This is a genomic window from Streptomyces sp. NPDC008317 (genome assembly GCF_042955955.1).
Classification (GTDB): domain Bacteria; phylum Actinomycetota; class Actinomycetes; order Streptomycetales; family Streptomycetaceae; genus Actinacidiphila.
This window is the reverse complement of record NZ_JBIBFQ010000011.1, coordinates 253,414-279,269: the sequence shown is the minus strand read 5'-3', so window position 1 is coordinate 279,269 and position 25,856 is coordinate 253,414. Positions and strand designations below refer to the sequence as shown.

Here is a 25,856-nt window from a genome sequence, read left to right as displayed (position 1 = left end):
GTGCCCTGCCATCATCGCGCGGACCACTGACAGCGCCGGACGGCGGGGTTCCGTTTCCCGGGGCGTCCCCGCCCCTCCCCCGGAGGTCACGACACGGGACGGGAATCCGTCCAGATGCCCTCGAACTCCTCGCGGTAGACCTCGAAGAGCCCGTGTTCCGCGGGCCCTTCCTCGGCGACCACCTGCCGGGACCCGCCGCGCAGCAGCAGCACCGGCACCTCCATGCCGCGGGCCCGCCGCAGATAGGACTGCACGACGGCCAGGCCGTCGCCGGTGTCGCCGTCGACGAGGTAGGCGGTGAAGCGCGGGGTCTCGTCGAAGACCCGGATCTCGAAGGCGTCGGGGTCCCGCAGCCGGGCCCGCACCCGGCGCATGTGCATGATGTTCATCTCGACCGACCGGGCCAGCTCACCGCGTCCCAGGCCCAGTTCCCGCTCGCGGCGGCGGACCGTACTGCTCGCGGGGTTGAGGAAGAGCAGTCTGACCCGGCAGCCGGACTCGGCGAGCCGCACCAGGCGCCGCCCCGAGTAGTTCTGCACCAGCAGATTGAGGCCGATGCCTATCGCGTCGAGCCGGCGCGCGCCGGCGAACAAGTCCTCGACGGGCAGCTGCCGTTGCAGCCGCACGCGGTCCGGGTAGACGCCGATGACGTCGGAGTAGCGGTCGGCGACCAGGTCCTCGACGGCGTCCACCGGCAGCCGCTGCGCGGCCGTACGGGCGGGTCCCGCGCCCAGCAGCTCCAGCAGCTTGGCGGCGGCCCGCTCGGCCTGGTCCAGGACGGTCCTGGACAGCGCCCGGTTGCGCGAGACGACGTGCCGGGCCACCTCCAGCTCGTCCAGGGCGAGTTCGAGGTCGCGGCGGTCGTCGAAGTACGGCTCGAAGCACGGCCAGTGCTGGACGACCAGTTCGCGGAGCTGGGGCAGCGTCAGAAAGCTGAGCACATTGTCGTCGGCGGGGTCGAGCAGGAAGCCCTTACGGCGGCTCACTTCCCGTACGGCGACGGCCCGTTGCACCCATTCGTGCCCGGCCGGGCCCGCGGCGGCGACCACCCACTCCTCGCCGTGCACGGGCTCGTAGATCGGGCGCAGCACCGCGTTGACGACGGCGCGCAGGCGCTGTTCCACGAGGTTGAGCCACACGTAGGCCCGCCCGGCGCGCGTGGCGCGGGTGCGTACCTCCGACCAGGCTTCCGCGCCCCAGTCCAGCTCCGCTCCGATCTCCAGCGGCTGGGCGAGGGTGACCGCGCTCTGCACCGCCTCGGCGGCGGCACCGTCCGCGACCTGACGGTCCTCCTGATCTCCACCACCCGGGAGCATCAGACCTCCGGACGTCTCCACGCCACCCGCCTCCCACCCCCGTCCACGATCAAGGAAGGGTACTGCGGTGCAGGGTGCCCCGCAGCCCTGTTGACCCTACTTGACTACTACCGGACAAGCTCATCACCCTTGCGGTAGCTGGCTGTTGTGGCTTTGTCACCCTCGGGTGGACCAGGTGGGAGGATGCACTCTCGGCAACGAATTCGGCAACGAAGCTGGCCGGGTGCGCGGGATCGGTCCGCGCTCTCCCGGTCCGGGAGTGGAAGAGTCACGAGATGCAAGTCTGGCCGGGTCAGTCGTACCCCCTGGGTGCCACCTTCGACGGCGCGGGCACCAACTTCGCCGTCTTCTCCGAGGTGGCGTCCCGTATCGAGCTGTGCCTGCTGCACGACGACGGGTCGGAGACGGCCGTCGAGCTGCGCGAGGCGGACGCCTTCGTACGGCACGCCTACCTGCCGGGGGTGATGCCGGGTCAGCGGTACGGCTTCCGGGTGCACGGGCCCTACGACCCGCCCCGCGGCCACCGCTGCAACTCCGCGAAGCTGCTCCTCGACCCGTACGCCAAGGCGATGAGCGGCAGCATCGACTGGGACGAGGCGGTCTACGGCTACCGCTTCGGACAGCCCGACTCGCGCAACGATCTGGACTCCGCCCCGCACACCATGACGTCCGTCGTGGTGAATCCGTACTTCGACTGGGCCGACGACCGCGCCCCGCGGATCGATTATCACAAGACCATCATCTACGAGGCCCACGTCAAGGGCCTGACGATGACTCACCCGGGTCTGCCGGAGGAGATCCGCGGCACCTACGCGGCGCTGGCTCACCCGGCGGTGATCGGCCATCTGGTGGAACTCGGGGTGACGACACTGGAACTGATGCCGGTGCATCAGTTCATCCAGGACCACCGTCTGGTGGACGCGGGCCTCGCGAACTACTGGGGTTACAACACCATCGGCTTTTTCGCGCCGCACCATTCGTACTGCTCACTGGGCGACCGCGGGCAGCAGGTGCTGGAGTTCAAGACGGCGGTGCGCGCGCTGCACCGGGCCGGGATCGAGGTGATCCTGGACGTGGTCTACAACCACACGGCCGAGGGGAGCCACCTCGGGCCGACGCTGTCGCTGCGCGGCCTGGACAACGCCTCGTACTACCGGCTCGGCGGCGACAAGCGGTACTACACGGACACCACGGGCACCGGCAACAGCCTGCTGATGCGCAGCCCGCACGTCCTGCAGCTCATCATGGACAGCCTGCGGTACTGGGTCACCGAGATGCACGTGGACGGCTTCCGCTTCGACCTCGCGGCCACGCTGGCCCGGCAGTTCCACGAGGTGGACCGGCTCTCGTCCTTCTTCGACCTGGTCCAGCAGGACCCGGTGGTCTCGCAGGTGAAGCTGATCGCCGAGCCGTGGGACGTCGGCGAGGGCGGCTACCAGGTGGGCAACTTCCCACCCCTGTGGACCGAGTGGAACGGGAAGTTCCGCGACACGGTACGGGACCTGTGGCGCGGCGAGAGCGCCACGCTGGCCGAGTTCGGCTCCCGGCTGACCGGTTCCTCCGACCTCTACCAGGACGACGGCCGCCGCCCGTTGGCCTCGGTCAACTTCGTCACCTGCCACGACGGTTTCACGCTGCGCGACCTGGTGTCGTACAACGACAAGCACAACGACGCCAACGGCGAGAACAACCGTGACGGCGAGAGCTTCAACCGGTCCTGGAACTGCGGTACGGAGGGGCCGACGGAGGACGAGAAGGTGCGGTCGCTGCGCGGGCGGCAGATGCGCAACTTCCTCGCCACGCTGATGCTCTCGCAGGGCGTGCCGATGATCTCGCACGGCGACGAGTTCGGCCGCACCCAGAAGGGCAACAACAACGTCTACTGCCAGGACAACGAACTGGCGTGGGTGTCCTGGCCCGGCAAGCCGGACGACGGCGGGCCGAACGACGAGGCGCAGCAGTTGCACGAGTTCCTGCGCACGATGGTGTGGCTGCGGCGCGACCACGCCGTGTTCAGGCGGCGGCGCTTCTTCCACGGGCGGCCGGTCGAGGGCACGCACGACGAACTGTCGGACATCGCCTGGTTCACGCCCGAGGGGCAGGAGATGGCGCAGCGCGACTGGCAGGCGGCGCACGCCAGGTCGATGTCGGTCTTCCTCAACGGCAACGCGATCTCCGAACCGGGGCCGCGCGGCGAGCCGGTCACCGACGACTCGTTCCTGCTGATGGTCAACGCGGCGCCGAAGCCGCAGGAGTTCGTGGTCCCGGTCAACCACGGCTTGGAGTGGCAGCTCGTGGTGGACACCCAGTTGGCCGGGGGGGTCCCGCCGGGCACCGGCCAGCGCGTACAGGCCGGGGACCGGGTGGAGCTGGCCGACCGCAGCATGGTGGTGCTCCAGCGCCCGGCGCTGTAGCGGCCCGGCGGCGCGACACGTGCTCCGCGTGAGGCGGCACGGCCGGGGCTCCGCCTAAGGCGGCGCGGCCGGCCTGCCGCGGGGAAGGACGGGCCGCTTTCGGCGATACGGACGGCGTCCGGGGAGACCCGGGCGCGTTCGGCCGCTTCACGGCCGAATCCGGGGTAGAGAAGACCTCATGACCGGACTTCCCGTGACGCCCTCCGCCACCTACCGGGTGCAGGTGCAGCCCGGCTTCACCTTCGCCGACACCGCCGCGCACGTGCCGTACCTGGCCTCGCTCGGCGTCTCGCACCTGCATCTGTCGCCGATCCTCGAAGCGGTGCCCGGCTCCACCCACGGCTACGACGTGGTGGACCACTCGCGGGTACGCGAGGAGCTGGGCGGCGAGCAGGGCCTGCGGGCGCTGTCGCACACCGCCCGCGAGCACGGCCTCGGCCTGATCCTGGACATCGTCCCCAACCACATGGCGGTGCCCGCGCCCGAACACCTCAACGGCCCGCTGTGGGAGGTGCTGCGCGACGGTCCCGGCTCCGCGTACGCCGACTGGTTCGACATCGACTGGGCCGCGCTGGGCGGCAAGGTGCTGCTGCCTGTGCTGGGCGACCCCCTGCCCGACGTCCTCGGGCAGCTCTCGGTGGTCTCCGACAAGCGCGCGGGCGGCGAGGTGCTGCGCTACTACGACCACCGGTTCCCGCTGCGGCCGGGCACGGAGAATCTGCCGCTGCCGGAACTGGTGGAGGCGCAGTGGTACCGGCTGGCGTACTGGCGGCAGGCCCGCACCGAGCTGAACTACCGCCGCTTCTTCACGATCTCCGACCTGATCGCGGTCCGCGTCGAGCGGCAGGACGTCTTCGAGGCCACCCACGCGACCGTGCTGCGGCTGCTGCGCGAAGGCGTCGCCGACGGGCTGCGGATCGACCACCCGGACGGCCTCGCCGACCCGGCGGGCTATCTGCGCCGCCTGGCCGAGGCCAGCGAGGGGCGGTGGACGGTGGTGGAGAAGATCCTCCAGCGGGACGAGGCGCTGCCCGCCGACTGGGCGTGCGCGGGCACCACCGGGTACGACGCGCTCGACCGGATCGACGGGCTGTTCACGGACCCGGCGGGCGTCGCCGAAGTGACCGGCTTCTACCGGGAGTTCACCGGCGTCGAGGACAGCCGCGGCGGCCGGTGGGAGCCGACCGCGCGGCGCGCCGCCCACCGCATCGTCGGCCACGACCTCGCCGCGGAGGTCTCCCGCCTCGCGGCGAGCGCGCAGCGGGCGCAGCGCCCCGGCACGGGCGGCGGGACCGAGGGGGCGGGCGGGCCGGTAACAGCCGAGCACCAGGAGACCGACCCTTACACGGCGCCCTATGCGACGTCCGTGCTGGAGGAGGCGCTGCGCGAGCTGCTGGTCCGTATCCCGGTGTACCGCCCGTACGTACGCCCCGGCACCCCGGCGACGCCCGGCGACACCCTGATGGTGACCGAGGCCGCCTCCAGTGCGGCGGAAAGCGCCGACGGGCGGCTCGCCCCGGCGATCGGCCTGCTGCGCGACCTTGCGCTCGGCCGCCCGGCCGAGGGCGCGACGGTGCCCGGTGAGGACGCCGACGACTTCGCCGTCCGCTTCGCGCAGGTCGCCTCCGCGCTGCACGCCAAGTCCGTCGAGGACACCGCCTTCTACCGCTACTCGCCGCTGCTGTCACTGTGCGAGGTCGGCCGCAGCCCGGCGCATCCGGCGACGGCCCCGGAGGAATTCCACGCCTATTGCGCGCGGATCCAGCGCGACCACCCCGGTACCGGCACCGTCCTGTCCACGCACGACACCAAGCGCAGCGCCGACCTGCGGCTGCGGCTGGCCGTCCTGTCCGAACTCCCCGACGCCTGGCGGGAGTGGATGGGCGCCCGCGAGGCCCGCGCCGAGCGGTCAGGCGACGCGCCCGCGCCCGACCGGCACACCGCGTACACCGTCTTCCAGACCGGCGTCGGCCTCGGCTTCTGCCACCCGGACCGGCTGGTGCCCGCCGCGCTCAAGGCGGTCCGCGAGGCGGGCCTGCACACCTCGTGGACCGAGCAGGACGAGGCGTACGAGAAGGCCGTCACCGACTTCACCGAGCAGGGCCCGTGCGGCGCGGGCGTCTACGACGTGGGCGAATTCGTCAACTCCCTCGCCCCGTACGCCGATGCCAACGCGCTCGGCGCGGCGCTGGTGCACCTGACGATGCCGGGTGTGCCCGACGTCTACCAGAACACCGAATTCCCGGTGTACACCCTGGTCGACCCGGACAACCGCGGCCCCATGAACGGGCCGGTCGGCGGGACCCAGCGGTTCGGCGTCGACCGCACCCTGGACCGCCTGCTGGACGGCGCCGCGCCGGGCTCCTTCGACGAGGCCAAGCTGCGCCTGACCGCGGTGGCGCTCCGGCTGCGGCGCGACCGCCCCGAGTGGTACGGCCCCACCGCCTCGTACATCCCCCTCGTCGCGCAGGGTCCGGCCGGTGACCACTGCCTCGCCTTCCTGCGCGGCGGCTCCGCCCTCACCGTCGTCACCCGGCTCTCCGCCCGCCTCGCCGCGGCGGGCGGCTGGCGCGAGGCGTCGCTGCCGCTCCCTCCGGGCCGCTGGCACGACCGCCTGGGCGGCGGGACGTACGAGGGCGCGGCCCCGCTGGCCGAACTGCTGGGCCGCAGCCCTGTGGCCCTGCTGACCCCGGAGAGGTGAGCGCGGAGAGGTGAGCCCGGCAGGTGAGCCCGGCGGGCTGAGCCGCCCACACCCGCTCCCGCGCACCCGCGTCGACATCCCGACAAGGCCGCCGCGTAAAACCGGTGGCCTTGTCGGCCGTCGCCCGCCTAGGGTGCCGATCACGCCCATGACCGGACGAGAAGGAGGCGAGAGCGATGACGTACATCACTGTGCCGCGCTCCCGCCCCTCCGCAGGGCGTCCGTAGATCCACGGGGAGATGGTCCCGGGAGCGCTCCGTCGAACTCCCGAAGGAATCGTTTCACCATGTCCGATCTGGTTTTCCGCCCGCTGGTCGCGGGCGAGTCCGCCCTGTTCAACTCGCTTGCCGAGACGGCATCCGGCACGCGTACCGGCACCGGCGACGCGTTCGTCGGCCGCGCCCTGCTCGGCCAGTCCTTCGCGACCCTCGACGCGGGCGGCGAGTACCGGCCCGAGTGGTCGTGGGTCGCGCTGCGCGGCGCGAAGGTCGTCGCGCGGGCCGCGTGGTGGGCCAAGCCCGAGGACAGCGAGCCGCTGGCCCTGGACTGGTTCGACTTCGCCGAGGGCGAAGCCGAGGCGGCCACCGAACTGCTGCGCGCCGCGCCGCTGAACACCGAGTACAGCCTGCTGCTGCCGCCCGACTGGCGCGAGCGCCCCGACGTGACGGCGGCGGCGCGGAGCCGCGCGGCGGCCGTCGAGGCCGCGGGACTGCGCGAGTTGGTCGAGCGGTACCGCTACGAGTGGACGGCGGACTGCCCGCTGCCGCCGCGCACCGGGCGTCTTGAGTACCGGCCCGAGCCGGACGACACCGCCTTCCGGGCCGTCATGGCCCGCATCATGGAGGGCACTCTCGACGCCCACGACCGCCGGATGATCGCCGAACAGGGCCTGGAGGCCGCCCTCGACGAGACCATCGGCATCTTCGACTGGTTCCCCTCGCCCGCCGACTGGCGGCGGGTGGCGTACACCCCGGACGGCGAGGTGGCCGGGCTGCACGTGCCCGCGCGCAATCCGGCCGGCCCGTGCATCGGCTTCATCGCCGTGGTGCCCGAGCAGCGGGGCCGCGGTTACTCGTACGACCTGCTGGTCGAGTGCACTCACGACCTGGTCGACCGCGGCGCGGTCAAGGTCGCGGCGGCCACCGACCGGACGAATGTCCCGATGGCGCGGAATTTCGCGAAGGCGGGGTATCCGATCGTTCAGGAGCGGATCGACTTCGTCCCCGACGCAGTGTGATGTTCCCCCGCTGATCCGCTCGCGGTGATGCGGGAGGCCGTTCCGTGGGCATGCATGTGCCCGGGGTCCGTGGCGCGGCCACGGCCCCGGGCACCCGCGAGGAACAGCCTCGGGGGCGCCCGCACAGAAGACCGCCGTACAGAAGACTGCCGTACAGAAGACCGCCGTACCGCCGTACAGAAAACCGCTGTACGGAGAACTTCCGCGCGGAAGACCGCCGCGCGGAAGACCGAAGACGCTGAACGAACCGGATGACGAGACGGGAGCCGTGGGTGCTGTTCGAGGTGTGGGCGCCGGATGCCCAGCAGGTGGAGATCCTGATCGACGACCGCACACGGCACGGCCTCGGCCCCGACCCGGCGCGGGCCGGCTGGTGGCGCGCGGAGGTGTCCGCCGGGCCGGGCACGCGGTACGCGTATCTGCTCGACGGCGGTCCGCCGCTGCCCGATCCGCGCTCGCGCCGCCAGCCGGAGGGCCCGGACGGGCCGAGCGCCGTCGTCGACCACGACGCGTTCGCCTGGACGGTGCCGTGGCCGGGCCGCGCGCTGCCCGGCGCGGTGGTCTACGAACTGCACGTCGGCACCTTCACCCCCGAGGGCACCTTCGACGCGGCGATCGAGCGGCTGCCGCACCTGGCCCGGCTGGGCATCACGCACATCGAGCTGATGCCGGTGTGCCCGTTCCCCGGCACCAACGGCTGGGGGTACGAGGGCGTGTCGCTGTGGGCGGTGCACGAGCCGTACGGCGGCCCCGAGGGAATGAAGCGATTTGTCGACGCGGCGCACAAGCAGTGCCTGGGCGTCGTCCTCGACGTGGTCCACAACCACCTGGGCCCGTCGGGCAACCATCTGCCGCCGTTCGGCCCGTACTTCACCGACCGGCACCACACCCCCTGGGGCGACGCGGTCAATCTGGACGCGCCCGGCTCCGACGAGGTGCGGGACTTCCTGATCGGCAGCGCGCTGTCGTGGCTGCGCGACTACCGGCTCGACGGACTGCGGCTCGACGCCGTCCACGCGCTGGTCGACACGCGCGCCCTGCACTTCCTCGAGGAGCTGTCGACGGCCGTGGACGGGCTGTCAGCCGCGCTCGGCCGCCCGCTGTTCCTGATCGCCGAGTCCGATCTGAACGACCCGCGGACGACGGCCCCGCGCCAGGCGGGCGGCCTCGGCCTGCACGCCCAGTGGAGCGACGACTTCCACCACGCCCTGCACGCGGCCGTCACCGGTGAGGCGCAGGGCTATTACGCGGATTTCGCCGCCGCCGGGGCCGCCGCGGTGGCCAAGACGCTCACCGGGGGCTTCTTCCACGACGGCAGTTGGTCCTCCTTCCGCGGCCGGCACCACGGCCGCCCGCTGGACCGGGCCGCCGCGCCCGCCCACCGGCTGCTGGGCTACGCGCAGACGCACGACCAGATCGGCAACCGCGCGACCGGCGACCGGCTCACCCCTGACCAGCTCACCGTGGCCGCGGCCCTCGTCCTGACCTCGCCGTTCACCCCGATGCTCTTCATGGGCGAGGAGTGGGGCGCGGGCACGCCCTGGCAGTTCTTCACCGACCACGACGACCCGGAGCTGGGCGCGGCCATCACGCGCGGGCGGCGCCGCGAATTCGCCGACCACGGCTGGGCGGAGGAGGACGTGCCCGATCCGCAGGACCACGCGACCCGGGACCGCTCGTGCCTGGACTGGGCCGAGCCGGACAAGGCGGGGCACCGCGAGCTGCTGGAGTGGTACCGCGGGCTGATCGCGCTGCGCAGGTCGGAGCCCGCCCTGACCGATCCCCAGCTCGACACGGTCGCGGCGACCGCGGGCGGCCGGACGCTGCGGCTGGCCCGCGGCCCCTTCCGTACGGTCGTGAACTTCTCCGACGCGCCCGCGCGGGTGCCGCTGGACGTGCCGTGCGAGGTGGTGCTGGCCCGGCCGTCGTGCAAGGTGCTGCCGGGCCCGGACGCGGCCGTCCAGCTTCCGCCCCGGGGGGCCGCCGTGCTGCGCGCCCGCGTTACGGTGAACGGGTGACACAGACGACCCCGACGCCCGACGCGGAAGCCCTCGCGGACTGCGTGCTGTGCGGCGAGCCGACCGAGTATCCGGCGAGCACGCGCGGCGCGACGTACTGCCCGGTGTGCGAGTGGCAGGAGGCGCAGCGCACCGCGTGCTCCGGCTAGGACCGGGGCACGCGGGTCAGGTCTTGAGGAGCGCGACGCGGTTCTCCTCGATGTCGAAGTCGGCCTTCGGATAGGCCGGGTCGATCAGTTCGAGGTGTTCGAGCAGCAGCTTGGCGACCGCCCAGTTCCGGTACCACTTGCGGTCGGACGGCACGACGTGCCAGGGCGCGGCGTCGGTCGAGCAGCGCTCCAGGGCCACCTCGTACGCCTTCTGGTACGCGGGCCACAGCGCGCGCTCGCTGATGTCACCGGGGTTGAACTTCCAGTGCTTGTCCGGGTTGTCGAGCCGCTTCAGCAGCCGCTCGCGCTGCTTGTCGTAGCTGATGTGCAGGAAGACCTTGACGACGGTGACGCCGTCGTCGGCGAGCGACTGCTCGAAGCGGTTGATGACGCTGTAGCGGCGGCTCCAGGTGGCGCGCGGCACGAGGTCGCGCACGCGGGCAATCAGCACGTCCTCGTAGTGCGAACGGTCGAAGACGCCCAGCTCGCCGGGGCGGGGCAGCGCGCGGCGGATGCGCCACAGGAAGGGGTGCTGACGCTCCTCCTCGGTGGGCGCCTTGAACGCGGTGACGCGGATGCCCGACGGGTTCAGCCCGGAGGACACGTGCTTGACGGTGCCGCCCTTGCCCGAGGTGTCCATGCCCTGGAGCACCAGCAGCACGCAGTGCGGGTCGCCCGCGGTGCTCTGCGCCCACAGCCGCTCCTGGAGCTCGGCCAGCCGGGCGCGCAGCTCCGCGGTCGCGGCCAGGGCCGTCGCCTTGTCGCGCGGGCCGCCGGGGGTCGCGGAGGGGTCGTACGCCCGCAGGTTGACCGGTCCGCCGCCGGGCGGCACGCGCAGCAGGGACCGCAGGCCCGGGTCCTTCTGCGCCTTCTTGGCGGCGGCGTCGGCGTGCTTGCCGCCCCGGCCGTCCTCGTGCGCGTGCCGGTCCACGTGCGCGTGCTCGGCGCCGTGCTTGCCCTTGCCCTTGCTCCCGCTCTTGGCCATGCACCGATCCTGCGCCGGATCAGCGGTCTCCGCCAGTGCCGGTCAGCTTCTCGGCGTCCCGCGCGAGCGCGGTGAGCCGGGAGACGGCGCGGAAGTACTTCTTGCGGTAGCCGCCCGCCAGCATGTCCTGGCCGAAGACGCGGTCGAAGGGCACGCCGGAGGCCAGTACGGGGATCTCGCGGTCGTAGAGCCGGTCGGCGAGCACCACCAGGCGCAGCGCGGTCGCCTGGTCGGTGACGGGTTCCACGCCGCGCAGGAAGACCGCGCCGACGCCGTCGCAGAGCGCGCCGTAGCGGCTGGGGTGGACGGTGGCCAGGTGCGCGGCCAGCGCGCCGAAGTCGTCGAGCGCGGCGCCGGGTGTGACGGCCGCGGCGGCGGTGACCTGCTCGTCGGTGTGCGGGGTCGGCGCCTCGGGCAGGCCGCGGTGCCGGTAGTCCTCGCCGTCGATCCGCAGGCTGGTGAAGCGGGCGGACAGGCCCTGGATCTCCCGCATGAAGTCGGCGGAGGCGAAGCGGCCCTCGCCGAGCTTGCCGGGCAGCGTGTTCGACGTCGCCGCCAGCCGTACGCCCGCGTCGGCGAGCTTGCCGAGGAGCGTGGACACCAGCACCGTGTCGCCCGGGTCGTCCAGTTCGAACTCGTCGATGCAGACCAGCCGGTGGTCGCTGAGCGCCGCCACCGCGTGCTGGAAGCCGAGGGCGCCGACCAGATTGGTCAGCTCCACGAACGTGCCGAACGCCTTGCGCTCGGCGGGCGCCGGGGTGGCGTGCCACAGCGACGCCAGCAGGTGGGTCTTGCCGACGCCGTAACCGCCGTCGAGGTAGACCCCGCCGGGGCCGCCGGGCGCGGGTGCCTCCCGCCGGAACCACCGCTTGGGCGTCGGCGCGGCCGTCAGCGACGCCGCGAAACCGGCCAGGGCCCGTACGGCCGCGGCCTGGCTGGGCTGATTCGGGTCGGGCACGTAGGTCTCGAACCTGACGCCGTCGAACCGCGGCGGCGGCACCATCTCCGCCACCAATCGCTCCACCGGCACATGCGGCGTGCGCGCGCTGAGTGACACGGGCCCGCCATCGCCGCCTATCGCGGCACTCCCAGACGAAACGACAGAGGTCGACACAGCTCACCAGCGTAGTGCCTCCCGGTTCCGCCCCCGCCGGCATGTGTCCGACCCCACGCGTACGGGGGCGGCGGGCCGAGGGCGCCGACCGGCCCGTAGCGGCGCGGCGTGGGAGACTTCGGGGATGCGACGGCTCTATCCCGTAGCGGGAGCGAACGATTCGGCCGGGCTGGAGACCCCGCTCGGTCTGGCGGACGCGTACGCGTACCCCGAACGGGGAGCGGGCCCGTACCTCCGGGCCAACATGGTGTCGTCGCTGGACGGCGCGGCCCGGTACGACGGCAGGTCGGCGCCGCTGTCGTCGGAGGCGGACATGCGGGTCTTCGGCGTGCTGCGCGCGCTGGCCGACGTGGTGCTGGTGGGTGCGGAAACGGTTCGCCTGGAGGGTTACCGGCCCGCGAGGGCCCGCGAGGTGTTCGCGGCGCGCAGGGCGGCGGACGGCCAGACCCCGGCCGCCGCCGTCGCGGTGATCAGCCGCGGACTCGATCTGGACTTCACGACACCGCTGTTCACCGCGCCGGTCACCCCCACCCTGGTGCTGACCGGCGCGTCGCCGCCCGCCGACCGTGTCGCCGCCGCCAGCGCGGCGGGCGCCCATGTGGTCGTCGCGGGCGACGGCGAAGGCGTCGACCCGGTCCGCGCGGTGCGCGAGTTGGCCGCGCTGGGCCACACGCGGCTGCTCCACGAGGGCGGCCCGCGGGTCCTCGCGCAGTTCGCCGCGGCCGGCACGCTGGACGAACTGTGCCTGACCGTCGCCCCGGTACTCGGGGGCGGCGACGCGCCCCGGATCATGCACGGCCCCGACGTTCCGGGCCCGGCCCGCCTCGTCCCGCGCTCCGTCCTGGAGGAGGACGGCTTCCTGTTCACCCGTTACGTCCGGGCCTGACCGCCCGACCGTCCCACCGACACCCCTCATGCCACCCACCTGACCAGCGGCGCGCCGCACGGTGGAACCGCGACCGAAAAAAGCGGATTCCCTCGTTCCGTTTCGCTCCGCGCGGGAACACTTACCCGAGTGCCCCGCGAAGATCGGGGCAGGATCGTTCCAACGCCGGCCCGGTGGCCCCGACGAAGCACGAGAAAGAAGGACGCGTCCGTGTTCACGACCGTACTCATGATCGAGAAGCCGCTCGCACCGGCCGACGTGGAGCTCGTCACCTCTCTCCACGGCGACGAGCAGGTCTCCTTCGTCGTGCTCATGCAGCCACGCGGCGACCAGGACCGGCTGTTGCGGGCCGTGGACGACGTGGCGCTCGGCTATCTGGATGACGCCGCGCACGAGGACCGCGAGCCGGAGGGCGACGACGCCACCCCGGTCGCGGAGCGGGCCCTGGCGCACTCCCTGGAGGCGCTGCGCGCCTCCGGCGCGGAGGCGGTGGGCCGGATCGTCGACAAGCACCCGCTCGACCTGCTGCGCACGGTCGTCGAGGAGACCAACGCCGACGAGGTCATCGTGCTCACCGCGCCGCACTTCGTGGAGGAGTTCTTCCACCGCGACTGGACGTCGCGGGCGCGGCACAAGGTGGGGGTGCCGGTGCTGAAGCTCTTCGCCGAGCACGATTAGGCGCAGCGCGCGATGAGGCGGCGAGCGCGATGAGCCGCAGGGCACGATGAGGCGGCGAGCGCGGTGAGCGCGGTGAGGCGGTGCCGCGCCGCCCGGCGGCTCGGGCGTCGTGTGTCCCGGGCACCCCTTGCAGAAACGTCTCGCCGGGCGGGGGGTGCCATGGGCGCGCGGTCAGGGTCGGCGCGCGGTGCCACGGGCGCGCGGGCAGCGCCGGCGGAAGGTGCCACGGGCGCGCGGGCAGAGTCGTCCGCGCGCCCGGAGGTGCGAGAATCAGGACCCGGTCAATAAACGAACCACGCACATCTCCGGGAGACCTCCGTATGAGCCCGTCCGTTCCCCCCGCCATGGACCGACCGCACTTCATCGGCATCGGCGGCGCCGGAATGTCGGGGATCGCGAAGATCCTCGCGCAGCGCGGGGCGCGGGTGGCGGGCAGTGACTCACGTGAGTCGGAGACGGCGGGCGCGCTGCGCGCGCTCGGCGTGACCGTGCACATCGGCCACGACGCGGCGCACCTGGCGCAGGACGCCACCTCGGTGGTCGTCTCCAGCGCGATCCGCCCGGAGAATCCGGAGCTGGCGGCGGCCCGCGAGCGCGGCGTCCCCGTCGTGCACCGCAGTGACGCGCTGGCCGCGCTGATGGAGGGCACCCGGCCGATCGCGGTCGCGGGCACCCACGGCAAGACCACCACCACCTCGATGCTGGCGGTCGCGCTGACGGCGCTCGGCAGCGAGCCGTCGTACGCGATCGGCGGCGACCTGGACGCGCCCGGCTCGAACGCGCACCACGGCGGCGGCGAAATCTTCGTCGCGGAGGCCGACGAGAGCGACCGCAGCTTCCACACGTACGCGCCCGAGGTCGCGATCATCCTCAACGTGGAGCTCGACCACCACGCCAACTACGCCTCGATGGACGAGATCTACGACTCCTTCGAGACCTTCGTCGGCAAGATCCGCCCCGGCGGCACGCTGGTGATCTCCGCCGACCAGCCGGGCGCCGTCGAGCTGACGAAGCGGGTACGGGACATCGGCGGTCTGACCATCGTGACGGTCGGCGAGGCCGAGACCGCCGACGTACGCATCACGAAGATCAACCCGCGCGGGCTGACCAGCGAGGTCACCGTCGTCATCGACGGCCGCCCGCTGACCTTCACCGTCTCCGTGCCGGGCCGCCACTACGCGCACAACGCCGTCGCCGCGCTCGCCGCGGGCACCGCGATCGGCGCCCCGACCCGGAATCTGGCCTCGGCCCTCGCGAAGTACACCGGCGTCAAGCGGCGCCTCCAGCTCAAGGGCGAGGCGGCGGGCGTCCAGGTCATCGACTCCTACGCCCACCACCCGACCGAGATGGCCGCCGACCTGGAGGCGATCCGCGGCGCCGCCGGGGACGCCCGCGTCCTGGTCGTCTTCCAGCCGCACCTCTTCAGCCGCACCCGCGAGCTGGCCACCGAGATGGGCGCCGCCCTCGCCCTCGCCGACGCCTCCGTCGTCCTCGACATCTACCCGGCCCGCGAGGACCCGATCCCCGGTGTGACCAGCGCACTCATCATCGACGCGGCCCGCGCGGCGGGCGCCGACGTGACCGCGGAACACGACAAGCAGGCGGTACCGGACGTGGTCGCAGGAATGGCGAAGCCGGGTGATCTCGTTCTCACCATGGGCGCGGGCGACGTGACCGACCTCGGTCCCCTGATTCTCGCCCGCCTCGGCAGCTGAGGAGACCTCCATGTCCTACGAAGTCAGCAAGTCCGACGAGCAGTGGCGCGCCGAGCTGTCGCCGGAGGAGTACGCGGTCCTGCGCAAAGCCGGTACCGAGCGGCCCTTCGTCGGCGAGTACACCGACACGAAGACGACCGGCGTCTACGCCTGCCGTGCGTGCGGCGCCGAGCTCTTCCGCTCCGACACCAAATTCGAGTCCCACTGCGGCTGGCCCTCCTTCTACGACCCTGCCGACACCGACGCCGTCGAACTCATCGAGGACCGCACCCTCGGGATGACCCGCGTCGAGGTCCGCTGCGCCCGCTGCGGCTCCCACCTGGGCCACGTCTTCGAAGGCGAGGGCTACGGCACACCGACCGACCAGCGCTACTGCATCAACTCCATCTCCCTGACCTTGACCCCCACGGAGTAACCCCTCCGGGGGTGCGGTGCGCCTCCGGCGGGGGGCAGCCGTTCAGCGCCGCGGGGACTGCGCGACCAGCCCCCACGGCGGGACGGGCCCCGAAGGGGCGCTGGGGGCACCTCCCGGCCGAAGGCTGGGGGAGGAACTGCGCGATCAGCCCCCACCGGCCGGTGGTCCGGAGACAACCGAACCGCCCCGCCGGGGCGGGCGGTGCCCTGCGGGAGCGTCGTGGCTGGCACGACGACATCGGCGGGCGCCACCGGTTCCGGCGTGGCCGCCGCGGCCGCCGCAGCCGCCGCCGCTTCCGTACGCACCGACGCCGCACGCCACGGCGGATCGGCGTCCAGCAGCGGGTGGCAGACTGGGGCGGTGAGCAGCCCCTTCCAGCACCAGGCCGCCGACCGCGACGCGGCACCCCAGTTCGTCCTCCCGCTCGTCGTCCGGATCGAGCGCGACGCGCCCCCGGCCCGTACCGACGCCCTGGAGACGGCGGCGCGCGCCGTCCTCACCCTGCTCTGCGACGAGCGCGCGACGGCCGACGACGGCGAGTGGGCGCAGGCCGTACGGAACTGGCAGGACGCCAGGATCCGCAAGGTCGTACGGCGGGCGCGCGGAGCGGAGTGGCGGCGGGCGGCGGCCCTGCCGGGCATCACGGTGACGGGATCGGGATCGGGATCGGGGTCCGCGTCGGGATCGGTGCCGGGGGCGAACACGGAAGCGGGTACGGCCGATGTGCCGCCCGCCGAAGTGCGGGTCTACCCGCCCGTGCCGCTCGACGGCTGGCCGAAGGAACTGGCCAAACTCCAGGTCTCCGGCACGGAGTTGGACGACCCGGAACCGCCGTCACCCCTCGAACCCGGCGACCCGCGCCCCGCGCTGTGGATGAATCCCGACGTCACCATGTCGGCCGGGAAGGCCATGGCCCAGGCCGGACACGGCGCCCAACTCGCCTGGTGGGAGCTGTCGGACGCCGACCGCGACGCCTGGCGCGCCGCCGGTTTCCCCCTGGCCGTCCGCACCCCCTCCCCCGCCCTGTGGACCCGCCTGAGCGCGTCCTCACTCCCCGTCGTCCGCGACGCGGGCTTCACCGAGGTCGCCCCGGGCTCCGCCACCGTCGTCGCCGACCACCCGTCCCTGCGCGCGCATCCCGCCCCCGGCACGCTCTGACGGGCCCCGCCAGCCCGATCGCGGAGTTATCCACAGGCCGAGAACGCGGTGTCGGCGGAGTCCGGTAGAAATCCCTCATGTGGATTCTTCTGCTGCTCGTCGCGTTCGCCGCGGCGACCGCCGCCGGTGCGCGCCTGTGCCTGGCCGGGGTCGCCGCGGCCAGTGGAGCGCCCGGAGAGCGGCGGCCCACGGACGGCGTCGAACTCGGTCTGTACGAAACGGCGTTCCTGGCCGGAGGCCGTACGCGCGCTCGGCGAGCGGCTGGTGGCCGCCGGGCTCGGGGTTCCGGCGGCGGCACGCGAACGGCTCGCGGCGGGGGTGCGGCAGGTGCGCGGCGCCACCGGGCTGACGTTGGCGATGGCGGTGGCCACCGTCGCCCTGAACGGGTCGGTCCGTGCGCCGGACGGCACGCCCGCGCTGCTCTGGTACGTGCTGCCGCTGCTGCTAACGGGGGCGTGCTGGGCGGTGGCGCGCGTCGAGGTCTATCCGTACACGCGGTGGGCGGCCCCGGCCGGGCAGGAGGCGCTCCGGGGGATACCCCGGGACGCGCCGCCGCTGTCGGCCCTGGCCGCCCGTGGGCCGCGCACGCCGCGCGACCCCGCGATACGGGCGCTGCTGCGTCAGGCCAGGCCCGCGACCAGGTCGGCGATCTCGCGGCGCCGGCCGGTGTAGAAGGGGACTTCCTCGCGGACGTGCAGGCGGGCCTCGGAGGCGCGCAGGTGCCGCATGAGGTCGACGATCCGGTACAGCTCGTCGGCCTCGAAGGCCAGGATCCACTCGTAGTCGCCGAGCGAGAAGGACGCGACGGTGTTCGCCCGCACGTCGGGGTAGCCACGGGCCATCTTGCCGTGGTCGGCGAGCATCCGGCGGCGGTCCTCGTCCGGCAGCAGGTACCAGTCGTAGGAGCGCACGAAGGGATAGACGCTGACCCACTCGCGCGGCGTCTCATCGGCGAGGAAGGCCGGAACATGCGACTTGTTGAACTCCGCCGGGCGGTGCAGCGCCATGTTGGACCACACCGGCTCCACCGCGCGCCCCAGCTTGGTGCGGCGGAAGAGGTTGTACGCCTCCTGCAACTCCTCGGCCGTCTCCGCGTGCCACCAGATCATCAGATCGGCGTCGGCCCGCAGCCCCGAGACGTCATAGGTCCCGCGGATCGTGATGTCCTTGGCGGCGAGCTGCGCGAACAGCTCCTCGACCTCGTCCGCGTACCCGCCGCGGTCCTCGGGCAGGGTGTCGCGCAGTCGGAACACCGACCAGAGCGTGTAGCGAATGACCTCGTTGAGGTCCTTGGCCTTCTTCCCCGCGTTGGGGGCCTTCGCCGACGTGGCGTCGGCGGAATCGGAAGCGCGGTCGGCAGTCGAGTCGGTCATACCCCCCATTCTCCCGCGCCCCCCGACGCTCCCGGCACCAGGGTCCCCCACGACGCCCCGCGGGGCCGCCCGGCGCGGAGCCGTTCAGCCCCGCGGCAGCAGCTCGGCCGCGGCGCGGTGGGCGCCGGCGATGCAGGCGGGGATGCCGACGCCGTCGTACGCGGCGCCGCAGGCGGCCAGGGCGGGGAGCTTGGTGAGGTGTTCGCGGACGCGGGCGACGCGGGCGAGGTGGCCGACCGGGTACTGGGGCAGACCCGCGGTCCAGCGGGTGACGCGGGCGGCGATCGGGGCGGCGCGCAGGCCCACGGCGGCCTCCAGGTCGTCGCGGGAGAGGCGGACGAGGTCGGTGTCGTCCCAGGCGAGGTCCGCCTCGTCGCCGTGGCGGCCGATGGAGGTGCGCAGGACGACGGTGTCGCCGCCTGCCTCGCCGAGCCAGCCCCATTTGCGGCTGGAGAAGGTGGACGCCTTGATGGTGCGGCCGTCGACCGGCGGGACGAGGAAGCCGCTGCTGTTGGGCAGCCGTGTCATCTCACGGCGGCGGAAGGCCATGGTGACCAGCGCCATGCCCGCGTATTCGACGGTGTCCAGTTCGGCCGCGGCGGCGGGCGACTCGGCGTCGAGCAGCCGGGCCGCGGTCGGCGCGGGCACGGCGAGCACCACGGCGTCGGCCTCCAGCGCGCGGCCGTCGAGGCCGACCTGCCAGCCGTGCGGGGTGCGCCGCAGCTCGCGTACGGGCGCGTCCGTCTCGATGGTGACGCCCGCGGCGCGGCACGCCTCGGCGACCGCGAGCGGCAGCCGTCCGACGCCGCCGCGGATGCCGTTGAAGACCGGTCCCGCGCCGCCCGCCCTGACCGCGGCCCGGCGCTGGATGTCGCGGGCCGCCTCGATCAGGGAGCGCCCAGTGCGCATGGCCTCGAAGAGCTGCGGCACCGCGGCACGCAGCGAGATCTCGTAGGCGTTGCCCGCGTAGACGCCGCCGAGCAGTGGTTCGACGAGCCGGTCCACGACCTCGTGGCCGAGCCGGGCGGCGACGAAGGCGCCGACCGCGACATCGTCGCCGAGTTCGGTGCGCGGCAGTACGTGGTCCAGCGGGAGCCTGGCGAGACCGGCGGCGGACAGCACACCGGACGAGGCGAGCGGCCCGAGGTCGCCGGGCACGCCCATGACGTGTCCCTTGGGCATGGGCCGCAGCTTGCCGCGCGTCCACAGCGCGGCGCCGAGCACCGCGGGCGGCTCCAGGTCGTCGCCGAGCCCGACCTCGCGGGCCAGGGCGATCGCCTCGGGGCGGCGGGCCAGCATCGACTCGGCGCCGAGGTCGACCGGCACCCCGGCGATCTCGTCGGCGTACAGCTTGCCGCCCAGCCGCGACGACGCCTCCAGCAGCGTGACGCGGACGCCCGCGCCCGCCAGCCGGTGCGCCGCGGCGAGTCCGGAGATTCCGCCGCCGATGACGATCGCGTGTTCAGGAGCGCCCGTGCCGTTGTGCGTCTGGCTCATGCGTCCACTGTCTCAGACTCCGTTCCGAGTTCCGAACGTGATCCCATCGCTACCGCGGGACCGCAACCCGGCGCGGACCGTCCACGTCCAACTGTCATTACAGGTCACTAGGCGGGCCTCACGAGGCTCGCACCTGGGGGGAATTGACGTGAGGACACACAGACCCGGAGCGCCGCGCACCGGGCGCGCGCACCACGCCGGCCGGCGCGGACGGCGGCTGGCCGCCGTCCCTGCCGCGCTGCTGCTGGCCGCCTCACTCGCGGTCGCCGGGTGCAGCAGCGAAAGCGGCGGCGCTTCCGACAAGGCCGCCGCCCCGGCTGCCCGCGGTCAGGACGACAGCGGCAGCGACTCGATGAAGAACGGCGGCAGCGGTACGGACGCCGGGAACGCGCCTTCCGGTACGCCCGGTTCCGCGTCGGACAAGGCCGCCACCACCGGCAACAACGCCAAGCCGTCCGCGCCCAGCTACCTCGTCCGTACGGCCCACCTGACCGTCCGCACCCCGAAGGTGGGCGACGCGCTCGACAAGGCCCGCGCGATGGTCGCCGACGCGGGCGGTTACGCGGGCACCGAGGACACCTCGGTCGACGCCGGGGGCCACGAGCAGTCGACGATCCAGCTCCGGGTGCCGCCCGCGGCGTACGACGGTCTGCTGACCCGGCTGGCCGGGCTCGGCACGCTGATGGAGCGCAAGGTCGGCGTCGAGGACGTCACCGGCCAGGTGGTCGACGTGCAGAGCCGGATCAAGTCGCAGCAGGCCAGTGTGGCGCGGGTGCGCAAGCTGATGGACCAGGCGGGCTCGCTCAGCGACGTGGTGTCGCTGGAGCGCGAACTGAGCACGCGCGAGGCCGACTTGGAGTCCCTCCAGGCGCAGCAGGCGGCACTGCGGGAGCGGACGGATCTGGCCACGGTGACGCTGCGGCTGGTCGAGCCGCCGGTGAAGCACGTCGCGGCGAAGCCGAAGCCGAAGCACGAGGACGGTTTCTGGACGCAGGTCGGCCACGCGCTGGGCGGCGGCTGGCACGCCTTCTACGTGACGATCCGCGGTGTGCTGGTCGTCCTGTCGGCCGTGCTGCCGTTCCTGGTGGTCGCGCTGGCCGGCTTCATCGGCTACCGGCTGGTGCGCCGCCGCTGGCCCCGGCAGGAGCCGCCGACGATGGCGCCGCGCCCCTGGAGCCCGTCCTCGCACGCGCCGATCCACCCGCAGCGCACGCCCTCCACGGCTCCGGCGGGTACGGACGCGCCGGAGCGTGCGGAGGAGCCGCCGACGGACTGAGCCGTCACACCTCGGTCGAGGTGTGCACGAAGTCGACGAGACGGGTGAGAGCGTCCGGGTCGGTGCTGGGCAGGACACCGTGGCCGAGGTTGAACACATGGCCGGTGGCCGGGGCCGCGTCCAGCACCTCCCGGGCCTTCGCCTCGACGGCCGCCGTCGGGGCGAAGAGCACCGACGGGTCGAGGTTGCCCTGGAGCGCCTTGCCGGGACCGACCCGACGGCCCGCCTCGTCCAGCGGCACCCGCCAGTCGACGCCGACGACGTCCGCGCCCGCCTCGCCCATCAGACCGAGCAGTTCGCCGGTGCCGACGCCGAAGTGAATGCGCGGGACGCCGTAGTCCTCGACCGCGTCGAAGACCTTCACCGACGCGGGCATCGCGTAGCGCCGGTAGTCGACGGGCGCGAGCGCCCCCACCCACGAGTCGAAGACCTGGACGGCGCTCGCGCCCGCCTCGATCTGCACCTTCAGGAAGCCCACGGTGATGTCGGCGAGCAGGTCCAGCAGGTCACGCCACAGCTCGGGGTCGCCGTACATCAGCGCCTTGGTCCGCTCGTGGTTGCGCGACGGTCCGCCCTCCACGAGGTAGCTGGCCAGCGTGAAGGGCGCGCCCGCGAATCCGATCAGTGGCGTCTCGCCGAGTTCGGCCGTCAGCAGGCCGATCGCCTCGGTGACGTAACCGACGTCCTCGGGCTCCAGCGCCCGCAGCCGCTTCAGGTCCTCCCGCGTGCGGATCGGGTCCGCCACCACCGGGCCCACGCCGGGCTTGATGTCGAGATCGATCCCGATCGCCTTGAGCGGCACCACGATGTCGCTGAAGTAGACCGCCGCGTCGACCTTGTGCCGCCGCACCGGCTGCATCGTGATCTCGGCGATGAGGTCGGGCCGCGTGCACGAGTCCAGCATCGCGATGCCCTCGCGAATCTTCAGGTACTCGGGCAGCGAACGCCCGGCCTGCCGCATGAACCACACCGGCGTATGCGGCACGGGCTCGCGCCGACAGGCGCGGATGAACGGGGAAGCAGCGGTCTGCTGGTGCGCACTCACGCCGAGAATCCTCCCACGTCTCCCCCACCACCCCCACCAAGGGGGCTGCGCCCCTAGCACACGTCCGCGCGCTGGGGTTCGCCCCCAGGGTGCGTCTACGCGAGGGGCTGCGCCCCTACGGCACCGCTGCGCGGTGGGGTTCGCCGGTAGCCAGCGAGCCGAAGGCGGCGCCGGTGTCGAAAGGGAGAACGCGCACAGCGACCGAGGAACGAGGGAGCGAGCACGATCGACCGTCGACACCGGATCTAAGCCGCCGGAGGCGAGAGGGCGGCAAAAAAAGGGAATCGCGGTGAGCATAGAAAAGACGGCTCCCACGCACGGTCCGCCGTGACGCTGAGCCGACACAAGAGCGCCCCCCTTGACGTTCACCCCCTCCCACCCCCGCTCCCCCGTACCGCTGACCCCACACAAGAGCGCCCCCCTTGACGTTCACCCCCCACAGCCACCCCAGCGGCGAACCCCGCCGCGCAGTCGGGGGGTTGGGGGCGCGCGGCAGGCGCAAGGGTGCTCCTCGCGGGGAGCGGGAAGGCGCCCCGAAGGGCAATAAGGGTGTTGTTCCGAGCCCGGAGGGCATCGGCGGCTTAGTCTTCCGGGCATGGCAGCGGTTCACGGGCACCTCGGCGACGGCAGTGACGACGTCCCCCTCCCCTTTCGGCGCTCGGTGGACACCCTGCGCTCGGTGCGGGTGAGGCCGGAGGTCAGGATCGAGGAGACGGCCGCGCCGAAGCGGCTGGCGTCGTACGCGTACGCGCTGGAGGCGACGGTGCTGGCGGACGGCGAGGAGCTGGCCGACGGGCGGTTGGTGCTGCTGCACGAGCCGGACGGGCACGAGGCGTGGCACGGCGCGTTCCGCCTGGTGACGTTGGTGCGGGCCGAGTTGGAGCCGGAGATGGCGGGGGATCCGCTGTTGCCCGAGGTGAGCTGGTCCTGGCTGACCGGGGCGCTGGCGGCGCGCGGAGCGGCGTACAACGACCCGAGCGGTACGGTCTCGCGGGCGTCGTCGCACTACTTCGGCGCGCTGGCCGACCGGGTGGACGACACGCAGATCGAGATCCGGGCGTCCTGGACGCCGAGGGAGCGGGCGGGGGGCGCGCCCGAGGTGGCGGCGCACCTGGCGGCCTGGTGCGATCTGCTGTGCGCGTGCGCGGGTCTGCCGCCGTCGGAGGGCCCGGAGCCGTTGGTGCGCGGGGGCAGCGGCGTGGTGCCGATGCCGAAGCGCCGCACCTGAGTCCGTCAGACCGCTTCCGTAGCCCGGCGTACCGCCCCGGCCTGCGGTGACGTCGCGCGCCCCCGATGACGCGCCCCCGCGCACTCCCCGGCGTATCGCGCGGCGCACTCACTTCTCGCATGTTCGATTTCTCGTCCGAATTGCCGGAAATGATCCTCAATAAATCGTGATCTTTCCCTAAAGGCCGGAGCAATTGCTGCCGAAGGAGATTGTGACCGTTTCAGTCCCCTTTGCCACAGGAGGCCCGGTGTCCGTTCTTCTCGAGCAGCCCACGAGCCTGGTCGCCTACCGCCCCAGCAAGCCGACGGCCATGGTCGTCGTAGCCGACCCCCGCGTCCGCTCCACTGTCACCCGACACCTGTGGGCTCTCGGGGTTCGCGACGTGATCGAGGCCTCGTCCATCGCCGAGGCCCGTCCCCGGGTCGGTAACCCCCGCGACATCTGCGTCGCCGATGTCCATCTCCCCGACGGCTCCGGCCTCACCCTGCTCGCCGAGACCCGCGCGGCAGGCTGGCCCAACGGCCTCGCACTCTCCGCCGCCGACGACATCGGCGCCGTGCGCAACGCGCTTGCCGGGGGGGTGAAGGGCTATGTCGTGACCGGCACCCGCAACAGCCCCGGCGGTCTCGCCACCCGGCCGGGACTGGCGCCGCTGGGCGCCACCGCGGCCCGTATGCAGCGCCGCCCGCCGGGCGCCCCCGGCCACCCCAGCGGCTACCGCGAGCTGTCCGGCCGCGAGGTCGAGGTCCTGCGGCTGGTCGCGGAAGGCCAGTCGAACAAGGCGATCGGCGTCTCCATGGGCCTTTCGGCGCTGACCGTCAAGAGCCACCTCGCCCGGATCGCCAGGAAGCTGGGCACCGGGGACCGCGCCGGCATGGTCGCGGTGGCCCTGCGCACCGGAATCATCCACTGAGGCCCCGGCCGTGAGCGACCCCCGGCGGAACGTTCCGCCGGGGGTCGTTTCGTATACGCGCGCCCGTGTCCGCGCGTACGCCCGCCGTATACGCGCGCGCGTCGGCCGTCGGGGCGGTGCCGCGGCCCCGGCGCTCACGGACCCGGCGGCGACGTACCGTACGCCCTGTCCGTTGGATCTCCACCTGACACGCCGTACCCGGCTACCCTTAACAAGTGACCGACGCCAGAGAGACCGCAACCCAAGCAGGCCCGGCGCCGGTCCCGCTGCTGGACCCGCGCGAGGGAATCCCGCCGGTGACCGCCAGCCCGGAGGCTCTCGCAGATGTCGTCGCGGCTTTCGCCGCGGGTTCCGGTCCGGTCGCCGTCGATGCCGAGCGCGCCTCCGGCTACCGCTACGGGCAGCGGGCCTATCTGGTCCAGTTGCGCCGCGCCGGAGCAGGGACCGCGCTGATCGACCCCACGGGATGCCCCGACCTGTCCACCCTGGGCGACGCCCTGACCGGCACCGAGTGGGTGCTGCACGCCGCCACCCAGGATCTGCCGTGCCTGTCCGAGATCGGCATGCACCCCACCTCGCTGTTCGACACCGAACTGGCCGGGCGGCTGGCCGGGTTCGCCCGGGTCGGCCTCGGCGCGATGGTGGAGAACGTGCTGGGCTTCGCACTGGAGAAGGGCCACTCGGCGGTGGACTGGTCCACCCGCCCGCTGCCCGACCCGTGGCTGCGGTACGCCGCGCTCGACGTCGAGCTGCTGGTGGATCTGCGCGACGCGCTGGAGGAGGAGCTGCGCACCCAGGGGAAGCTGGAGTGGGCGCTCCAGGAATTCGCGGCCATCGCCGCCGCCCCGCCGGCCGCGCCGCGCGTCGACCCCTGGCGCAGGACCTCGGGCATGCACAAGGTGCGGCGGCGTCGGCAGATCGCCGTGGTGCGCGAGCTGTGGCTGGCGCGCGACCGTACCGCCCGTGAGCGGGACGTCTCCCCGGGCCGGGTGCTCAGCGACGCCGCGATCGTGACGGCGGCGCTGGAGAGCCCGCCGAACGCGCACGCGCTGGCCGCCCTGCCCGGTTTCGGGCACCGGATGGGCCGCCGCCAGCTCGACCAGTGGCAGTCCGCGATCGACCGGGCGCGCGCGCTGCCCGAGCGGGAGCTGCCGCAGCCCGCCGCCGCGTACACCGGCCCCCCGCCGCCGCGCGCCTGGGCGGACAAGGACCCGGTCGCCGCCGCCCGGCTCTCCGCGGCGCGCGCCGCGGTGAGCGCGCTGGCCGAGGAGCTGAATCTCCCCCAGGAGAATCTGATCACCCCGGACACGGTGCGACGGCTGTGCTGGGCGCCTCCGGCGAACGCGAGCGAGGAGGTCGTGGCCGCCCAGCTCGCGGAGATGGGCGCCCGCCCGTGGCAGGTCGAGCTGACCACCCCGCTGCTGACGGTCGCGCTGACCGCCCGCCCGGCGGACCCGCCCCCGGGCGAATAGCCCGCCGGGGCCGGTGGCCCGTCCGCAGTCGGCGGTTCCCCGTCCGTGGTCCTGCGTCGGTGGTCCGCCGCCGGTGGTTCCGTGTCGAACGGCCGACCCGCCCGCGGCGCTCCCTCATGGTCTCCCCTACAGGGGTAACCTTCGGTAACATCCGTGCGATGTGAGCTGCGCCGCTTCCGCGAGGGAAGCTGTGCACATGAGTTACCGACGAGTAGCATGTGAGGCGAGCCGTAGGAAGCGTGCTTCAGCGCCGCGTTCCACATCGT

At 73.1% G+C, this 25,856-nt stretch carries 21 protein-coding genes; 15 read left to right on the top strand and 6 right to left on the bottom strand.

The features are described 5' to 3' along the window. Positions 1–86: 86 nt before the first annotated feature. The gene (locus ACFY9V_RS31250; RefSeq protein WP_391049028.1) at positions 87–1,316 is read right to left on the bottom strand and encodes an SAV2148 family HEPN domain-containing protein; all 1,230 of its coding nucleotides are present in this window, start codon (positions 1,314–1,316) and stop codon (positions 87–89) included. 275 nt (positions 1,317–1,591) lie between these two features. Between ACFY9V_RS31250 and glgX the strand changes: the two genes are divergently transcribed. The 5 genes from glgX (at position 1,592) to ACFY9V_RS31225 (ending at position 9,835) form a co-directional block, all read left to right on the top strand. Further along, complete coding sequence (gene glgX / locus ACFY9V_RS31245) at positions 1,592–3,730, top strand: glycogen debranching protein GlgX (RefSeq protein WP_355338705.1); 2,139 nt, start codon at positions 1,592–1,594, stop codon at positions 3,728–3,730. Between the two features lie 178 nt (positions 3,731–3,908). Next, complete coding sequence (treY, locus tag ACFY9V_RS31240; RefSeq protein WP_391163892.1) at positions 3,909–6,431, top strand: malto-oligosyltrehalose synthase; 2,523 nt, start codon at positions 3,909–3,911, stop codon at positions 6,429–6,431. 286 nt (positions 6,432–6,717) lie between these two features. Beyond that, positions 6,718–7,668: a GNAT family N-acetyltransferase gene (locus ACFY9V_RS31235; protein ID WP_391163891.1), complete on the top strand. Its 951-nt coding sequence runs from the start codon at positions 6,718–6,720 to the stop codon at positions 7,666–7,668. Positions 7,669–7,919: 251 nt separating this feature from the next. Next, a complete protein-coding gene (gene treZ, locus ACFY9V_RS31230) occupies positions 7,920–9,686 on the top strand; it encodes a malto-oligosyltrehalose trehalohydrolase (protein ID WP_391163890.1) in 1,767 nt (588 codons plus the stop codon). Beyond that, a complete protein-coding gene (locus ACFY9V_RS31225) occupies positions 9,683–9,835 on the top strand; it encodes a hypothetical protein (RefSeq protein ID WP_223186409.1) in 153 nt (50 codons plus the stop codon). The genes treZ and ACFY9V_RS31225 overlap by 4 nt, the downstream gene beginning before the upstream one ends. A gap of 16 nt (positions 9,836–9,851) precedes the next feature. Here ACFY9V_RS31225 and ACFY9V_RS31220 read toward each other — a convergent pair whose 3' ends face one another. Both ACFY9V_RS31220 and zapE read right to left on the bottom strand, forming a co-directional pair. Beyond that, positions 9,852–10,820 carry a PPK2 family polyphosphate kinase gene (locus tag ACFY9V_RS31220; RefSeq protein ID WP_391163889.1) on the bottom strand — a complete coding sequence of 323 codons (969 nt, stop codon included), beginning with the start codon at positions 10,818–10,820 and terminating at the stop codon, positions 9,852–9,854. Between the two features lie 19 nt (positions 10,821–10,839). Next, entirely contained in the window at positions 10,840–11,877 is a 1,038-nt protein-coding gene (zapE, locus tag ACFY9V_RS31215) for a cell division protein ZapE (RefSeq protein WP_391163888.1), read from the bottom strand. A gap of 181 nt (positions 11,878–12,058) precedes the next feature. Here zapE and ACFY9V_RS31210 point away from each other — a divergent pair, with 181 nt between their 5' ends. The 6 genes from ACFY9V_RS31210 to ACFY9V_RS31185 all read left to right on the top strand — a co-directional run bounded on the left by ACFY9V_RS31210 (position 12,059) and on the right by ACFY9V_RS31185 (position 17,458). Then, positions 12,059–12,820 carry a dihydrofolate reductase family protein gene (locus ACFY9V_RS31210; protein ID WP_391163887.1) on the top strand — a complete coding sequence of 254 codons (762 nt, stop codon included), beginning with the start codon at positions 12,059–12,061 and terminating at the stop codon, positions 12,818–12,820. Positions 12,821–13,030: 210 nt separating this feature from the next. Further along, positions 13,031–13,498, top strand: coding sequence for an indole-3-glycerol phosphate synthase (locus ACFY9V_RS31205; protein ID WP_355338685.1), 468 nt, complete (start codon positions 13,031–13,033; stop codon positions 13,496–13,498). A gap of 320 nt (positions 13,499–13,818) precedes the next feature. Continuing rightward, on the top strand, positions 13,819–15,213 hold the full coding sequence (gene murC / locus ACFY9V_RS31200; protein ID WP_355338682.1) for a UDP-N-acetylmuramate--L-alanine ligase: 1,395 nt from the start codon (positions 13,819–13,821) through the stop codon (positions 15,211–15,213). Positions 15,214–15,223: 10 nt separating this feature from the next. Then, positions 15,224–15,628 carry a peptide-methionine (R)-S-oxide reductase MsrB gene (gene msrB / locus ACFY9V_RS31195; protein ID WP_355338679.1) on the top strand — a complete coding sequence of 135 codons (405 nt, stop codon included), beginning with the start codon at positions 15,224–15,226 and terminating at the stop codon, positions 15,626–15,628. A gap of 360 nt (positions 15,629–15,988) precedes the next feature. Continuing rightward, positions 15,989–16,786 (top strand): peptidyl-tRNA hydrolase, encoded by a 798-nt coding sequence (locus ACFY9V_RS31190; protein WP_391163910.1) that lies wholly within the window; start codon positions 15,989–15,991, stop codon positions 16,784–16,786. A gap of 162 nt (positions 16,787–16,948) precedes the next feature. After that, positions 16,949–17,458, top strand: a complete 510-nt coding sequence (locus ACFY9V_RS31185; protein ID WP_391163886.1) for a hypothetical protein — start codon at positions 16,949–16,951, stop codon at positions 17,456–17,458. Here the strand turns inward: ACFY9V_RS31185 and hemQ are convergent. After that, complete coding sequence (gene hemQ, locus ACFY9V_RS31180; RefSeq protein WP_355338673.1) at positions 17,407–18,159, bottom strand: hydrogen peroxide-dependent heme synthase; 753 nt, start codon at positions 18,157–18,159, stop codon at positions 17,407–17,409. The genes ACFY9V_RS31185 and hemQ overlap by 52 nt on opposite strands. Positions 18,160–18,243: 84 nt before the next feature. Then, positions 18,244–19,656, bottom strand: a complete 1,413-nt coding sequence (hemG, locus tag ACFY9V_RS31175; RefSeq protein WP_391163885.1) for a protoporphyrinogen oxidase — start codon at positions 19,654–19,656, stop codon at positions 18,244–18,246. Positions 19,657–19,804: 148 nt separating this feature from the next. On the opposite strand from hemG, the gene ACFY9V_RS31170 reads away from it, so the two are divergent. Continuing rightward, positions 19,805–20,932 (top strand): DUF4349 domain-containing protein, encoded by a 1,128-nt coding sequence (locus ACFY9V_RS31170; protein WP_391163884.1) that lies wholly within the window; start codon positions 19,805–19,807, stop codon positions 20,930–20,932. 4 nt (positions 20,933–20,936) lie between these two features. Here the strand turns inward: ACFY9V_RS31170 and hemE are convergent, their stop codons facing one another. Continuing rightward, entirely contained in the window at positions 20,937–21,977 is a 1,041-nt protein-coding gene (gene hemE / locus ACFY9V_RS31165) for a uroporphyrinogen decarboxylase (RefSeq protein WP_355338664.1), read from the bottom strand. A 595-nt stretch (positions 21,978–22,572) separates the two neighbouring features. Here hemE and ACFY9V_RS31160 point away from each other — a divergent pair. The 3 genes from ACFY9V_RS31160 (at position 22,573) to ACFY9V_RS31150 (ending at position 25,590) form a co-directional block, all read left to right on the top strand. Continuing rightward, positions 22,573–23,205, top strand: coding sequence for a DUF3000 domain-containing protein (locus tag ACFY9V_RS31160; protein WP_188280407.1), 633 nt, complete (start codon positions 22,573–22,575; stop codon positions 23,203–23,205). A 247-nt stretch (positions 23,206–23,452) separates the two neighbouring features. Next, complete coding sequence (locus tag ACFY9V_RS31155; RefSeq protein WP_188280408.1) at positions 23,453–24,118, top strand: LuxR C-terminal-related transcriptional regulator; 666 nt, start codon at positions 23,453–23,455, stop codon at positions 24,116–24,118. Between the two features lie 215 nt (positions 24,119–24,333). Continuing rightward, positions 24,334–25,590 (top strand): HRDC domain-containing protein, encoded by a 1,257-nt coding sequence (locus tag ACFY9V_RS31150; RefSeq protein ID WP_391163883.1) that lies wholly within the window; start codon positions 24,334–24,336, stop codon positions 25,588–25,590. Positions 25,591–25,856: the final 266 nt, after the last annotated feature.

What these genes read in the sequence shown, in the direction of transcription:
- ACFY9V_RS31250 (WP_391049028.1), bottom strand. Translation starts at nt 1,316, where the DNA reads ATGCTCCCGGGTGGTGGAGATCAGGAGGACCGTCAGGTCGCGGACGGT.
- glgX (WP_355338705.1), top strand. Translation starts at nt 1,592, where the DNA reads ATGCAAGTCTGGCCGGGTCAGTCGTACCCCCTGGGTGCCACCTTCGAC.
- treY (WP_391163892.1), top strand. Translation starts at nt 3,909, where the DNA reads ATGACCGGACTTCCCGTGACGCCCTCCGCCACCTACCGGGTGCAGGTG.
- ACFY9V_RS31235 (WP_391163891.1), top strand. Translation starts at nt 6,718, where the DNA reads ATGTCCGATCTGGTTTTCCGCCCGCTGGTCGCGGGCGAGTCCGCCCTG.
- treZ (WP_391163890.1), top strand. Translation starts at nt 7,920, where the DNA reads ATGACGAGACGGGAGCCGTGGGTGCTGTTCGAGGTGTGGGCGCCGGAT.
- ACFY9V_RS31220 (WP_391163889.1), bottom strand. Translation starts at nt 10,820, where the DNA reads ATGGCCAAGAGCGGGAGCAAGGGCAAGGGCAAGCACGGCGCCGAGCAC.
- ACFY9V_RS31210 (WP_391163887.1), top strand. Translation starts at nt 12,059, where the DNA reads ATGCGACGGCTCTATCCCGTAGCGGGAGCGAACGATTCGGCCGGGCTG.
- murC (WP_355338682.1), top strand. Translation starts at nt 13,819, where the DNA reads ATGAGCCCGTCCGTTCCCCCCGCCATGGACCGACCGCACTTCATCGGC.
- msrB (WP_355338679.1), top strand. Translation starts at nt 15,224, where the DNA reads ATGTCCTACGAAGTCAGCAAGTCCGACGAGCAGTGGCGCGCCGAGCTG.
- hemQ (WP_355338673.1), bottom strand. Translation starts at nt 18,159, where the DNA reads ATGACCGACTCGACTGCCGACCGCGCTTCCGATTCCGCCGACGCCACG.
- hemG (WP_391163885.1), bottom strand. Translation starts at nt 19,656, where the DNA reads ATGAGCCAGACGCACAACGGCACGGGCGCTCCTGAACACGCGATCGTC.
- ACFY9V_RS31160 (WP_188280407.1), top strand. Translation starts at nt 22,573, where the DNA reads ATGGCAGCGGTTCACGGGCACCTCGGCGACGGCAGTGACGACGTCCCC.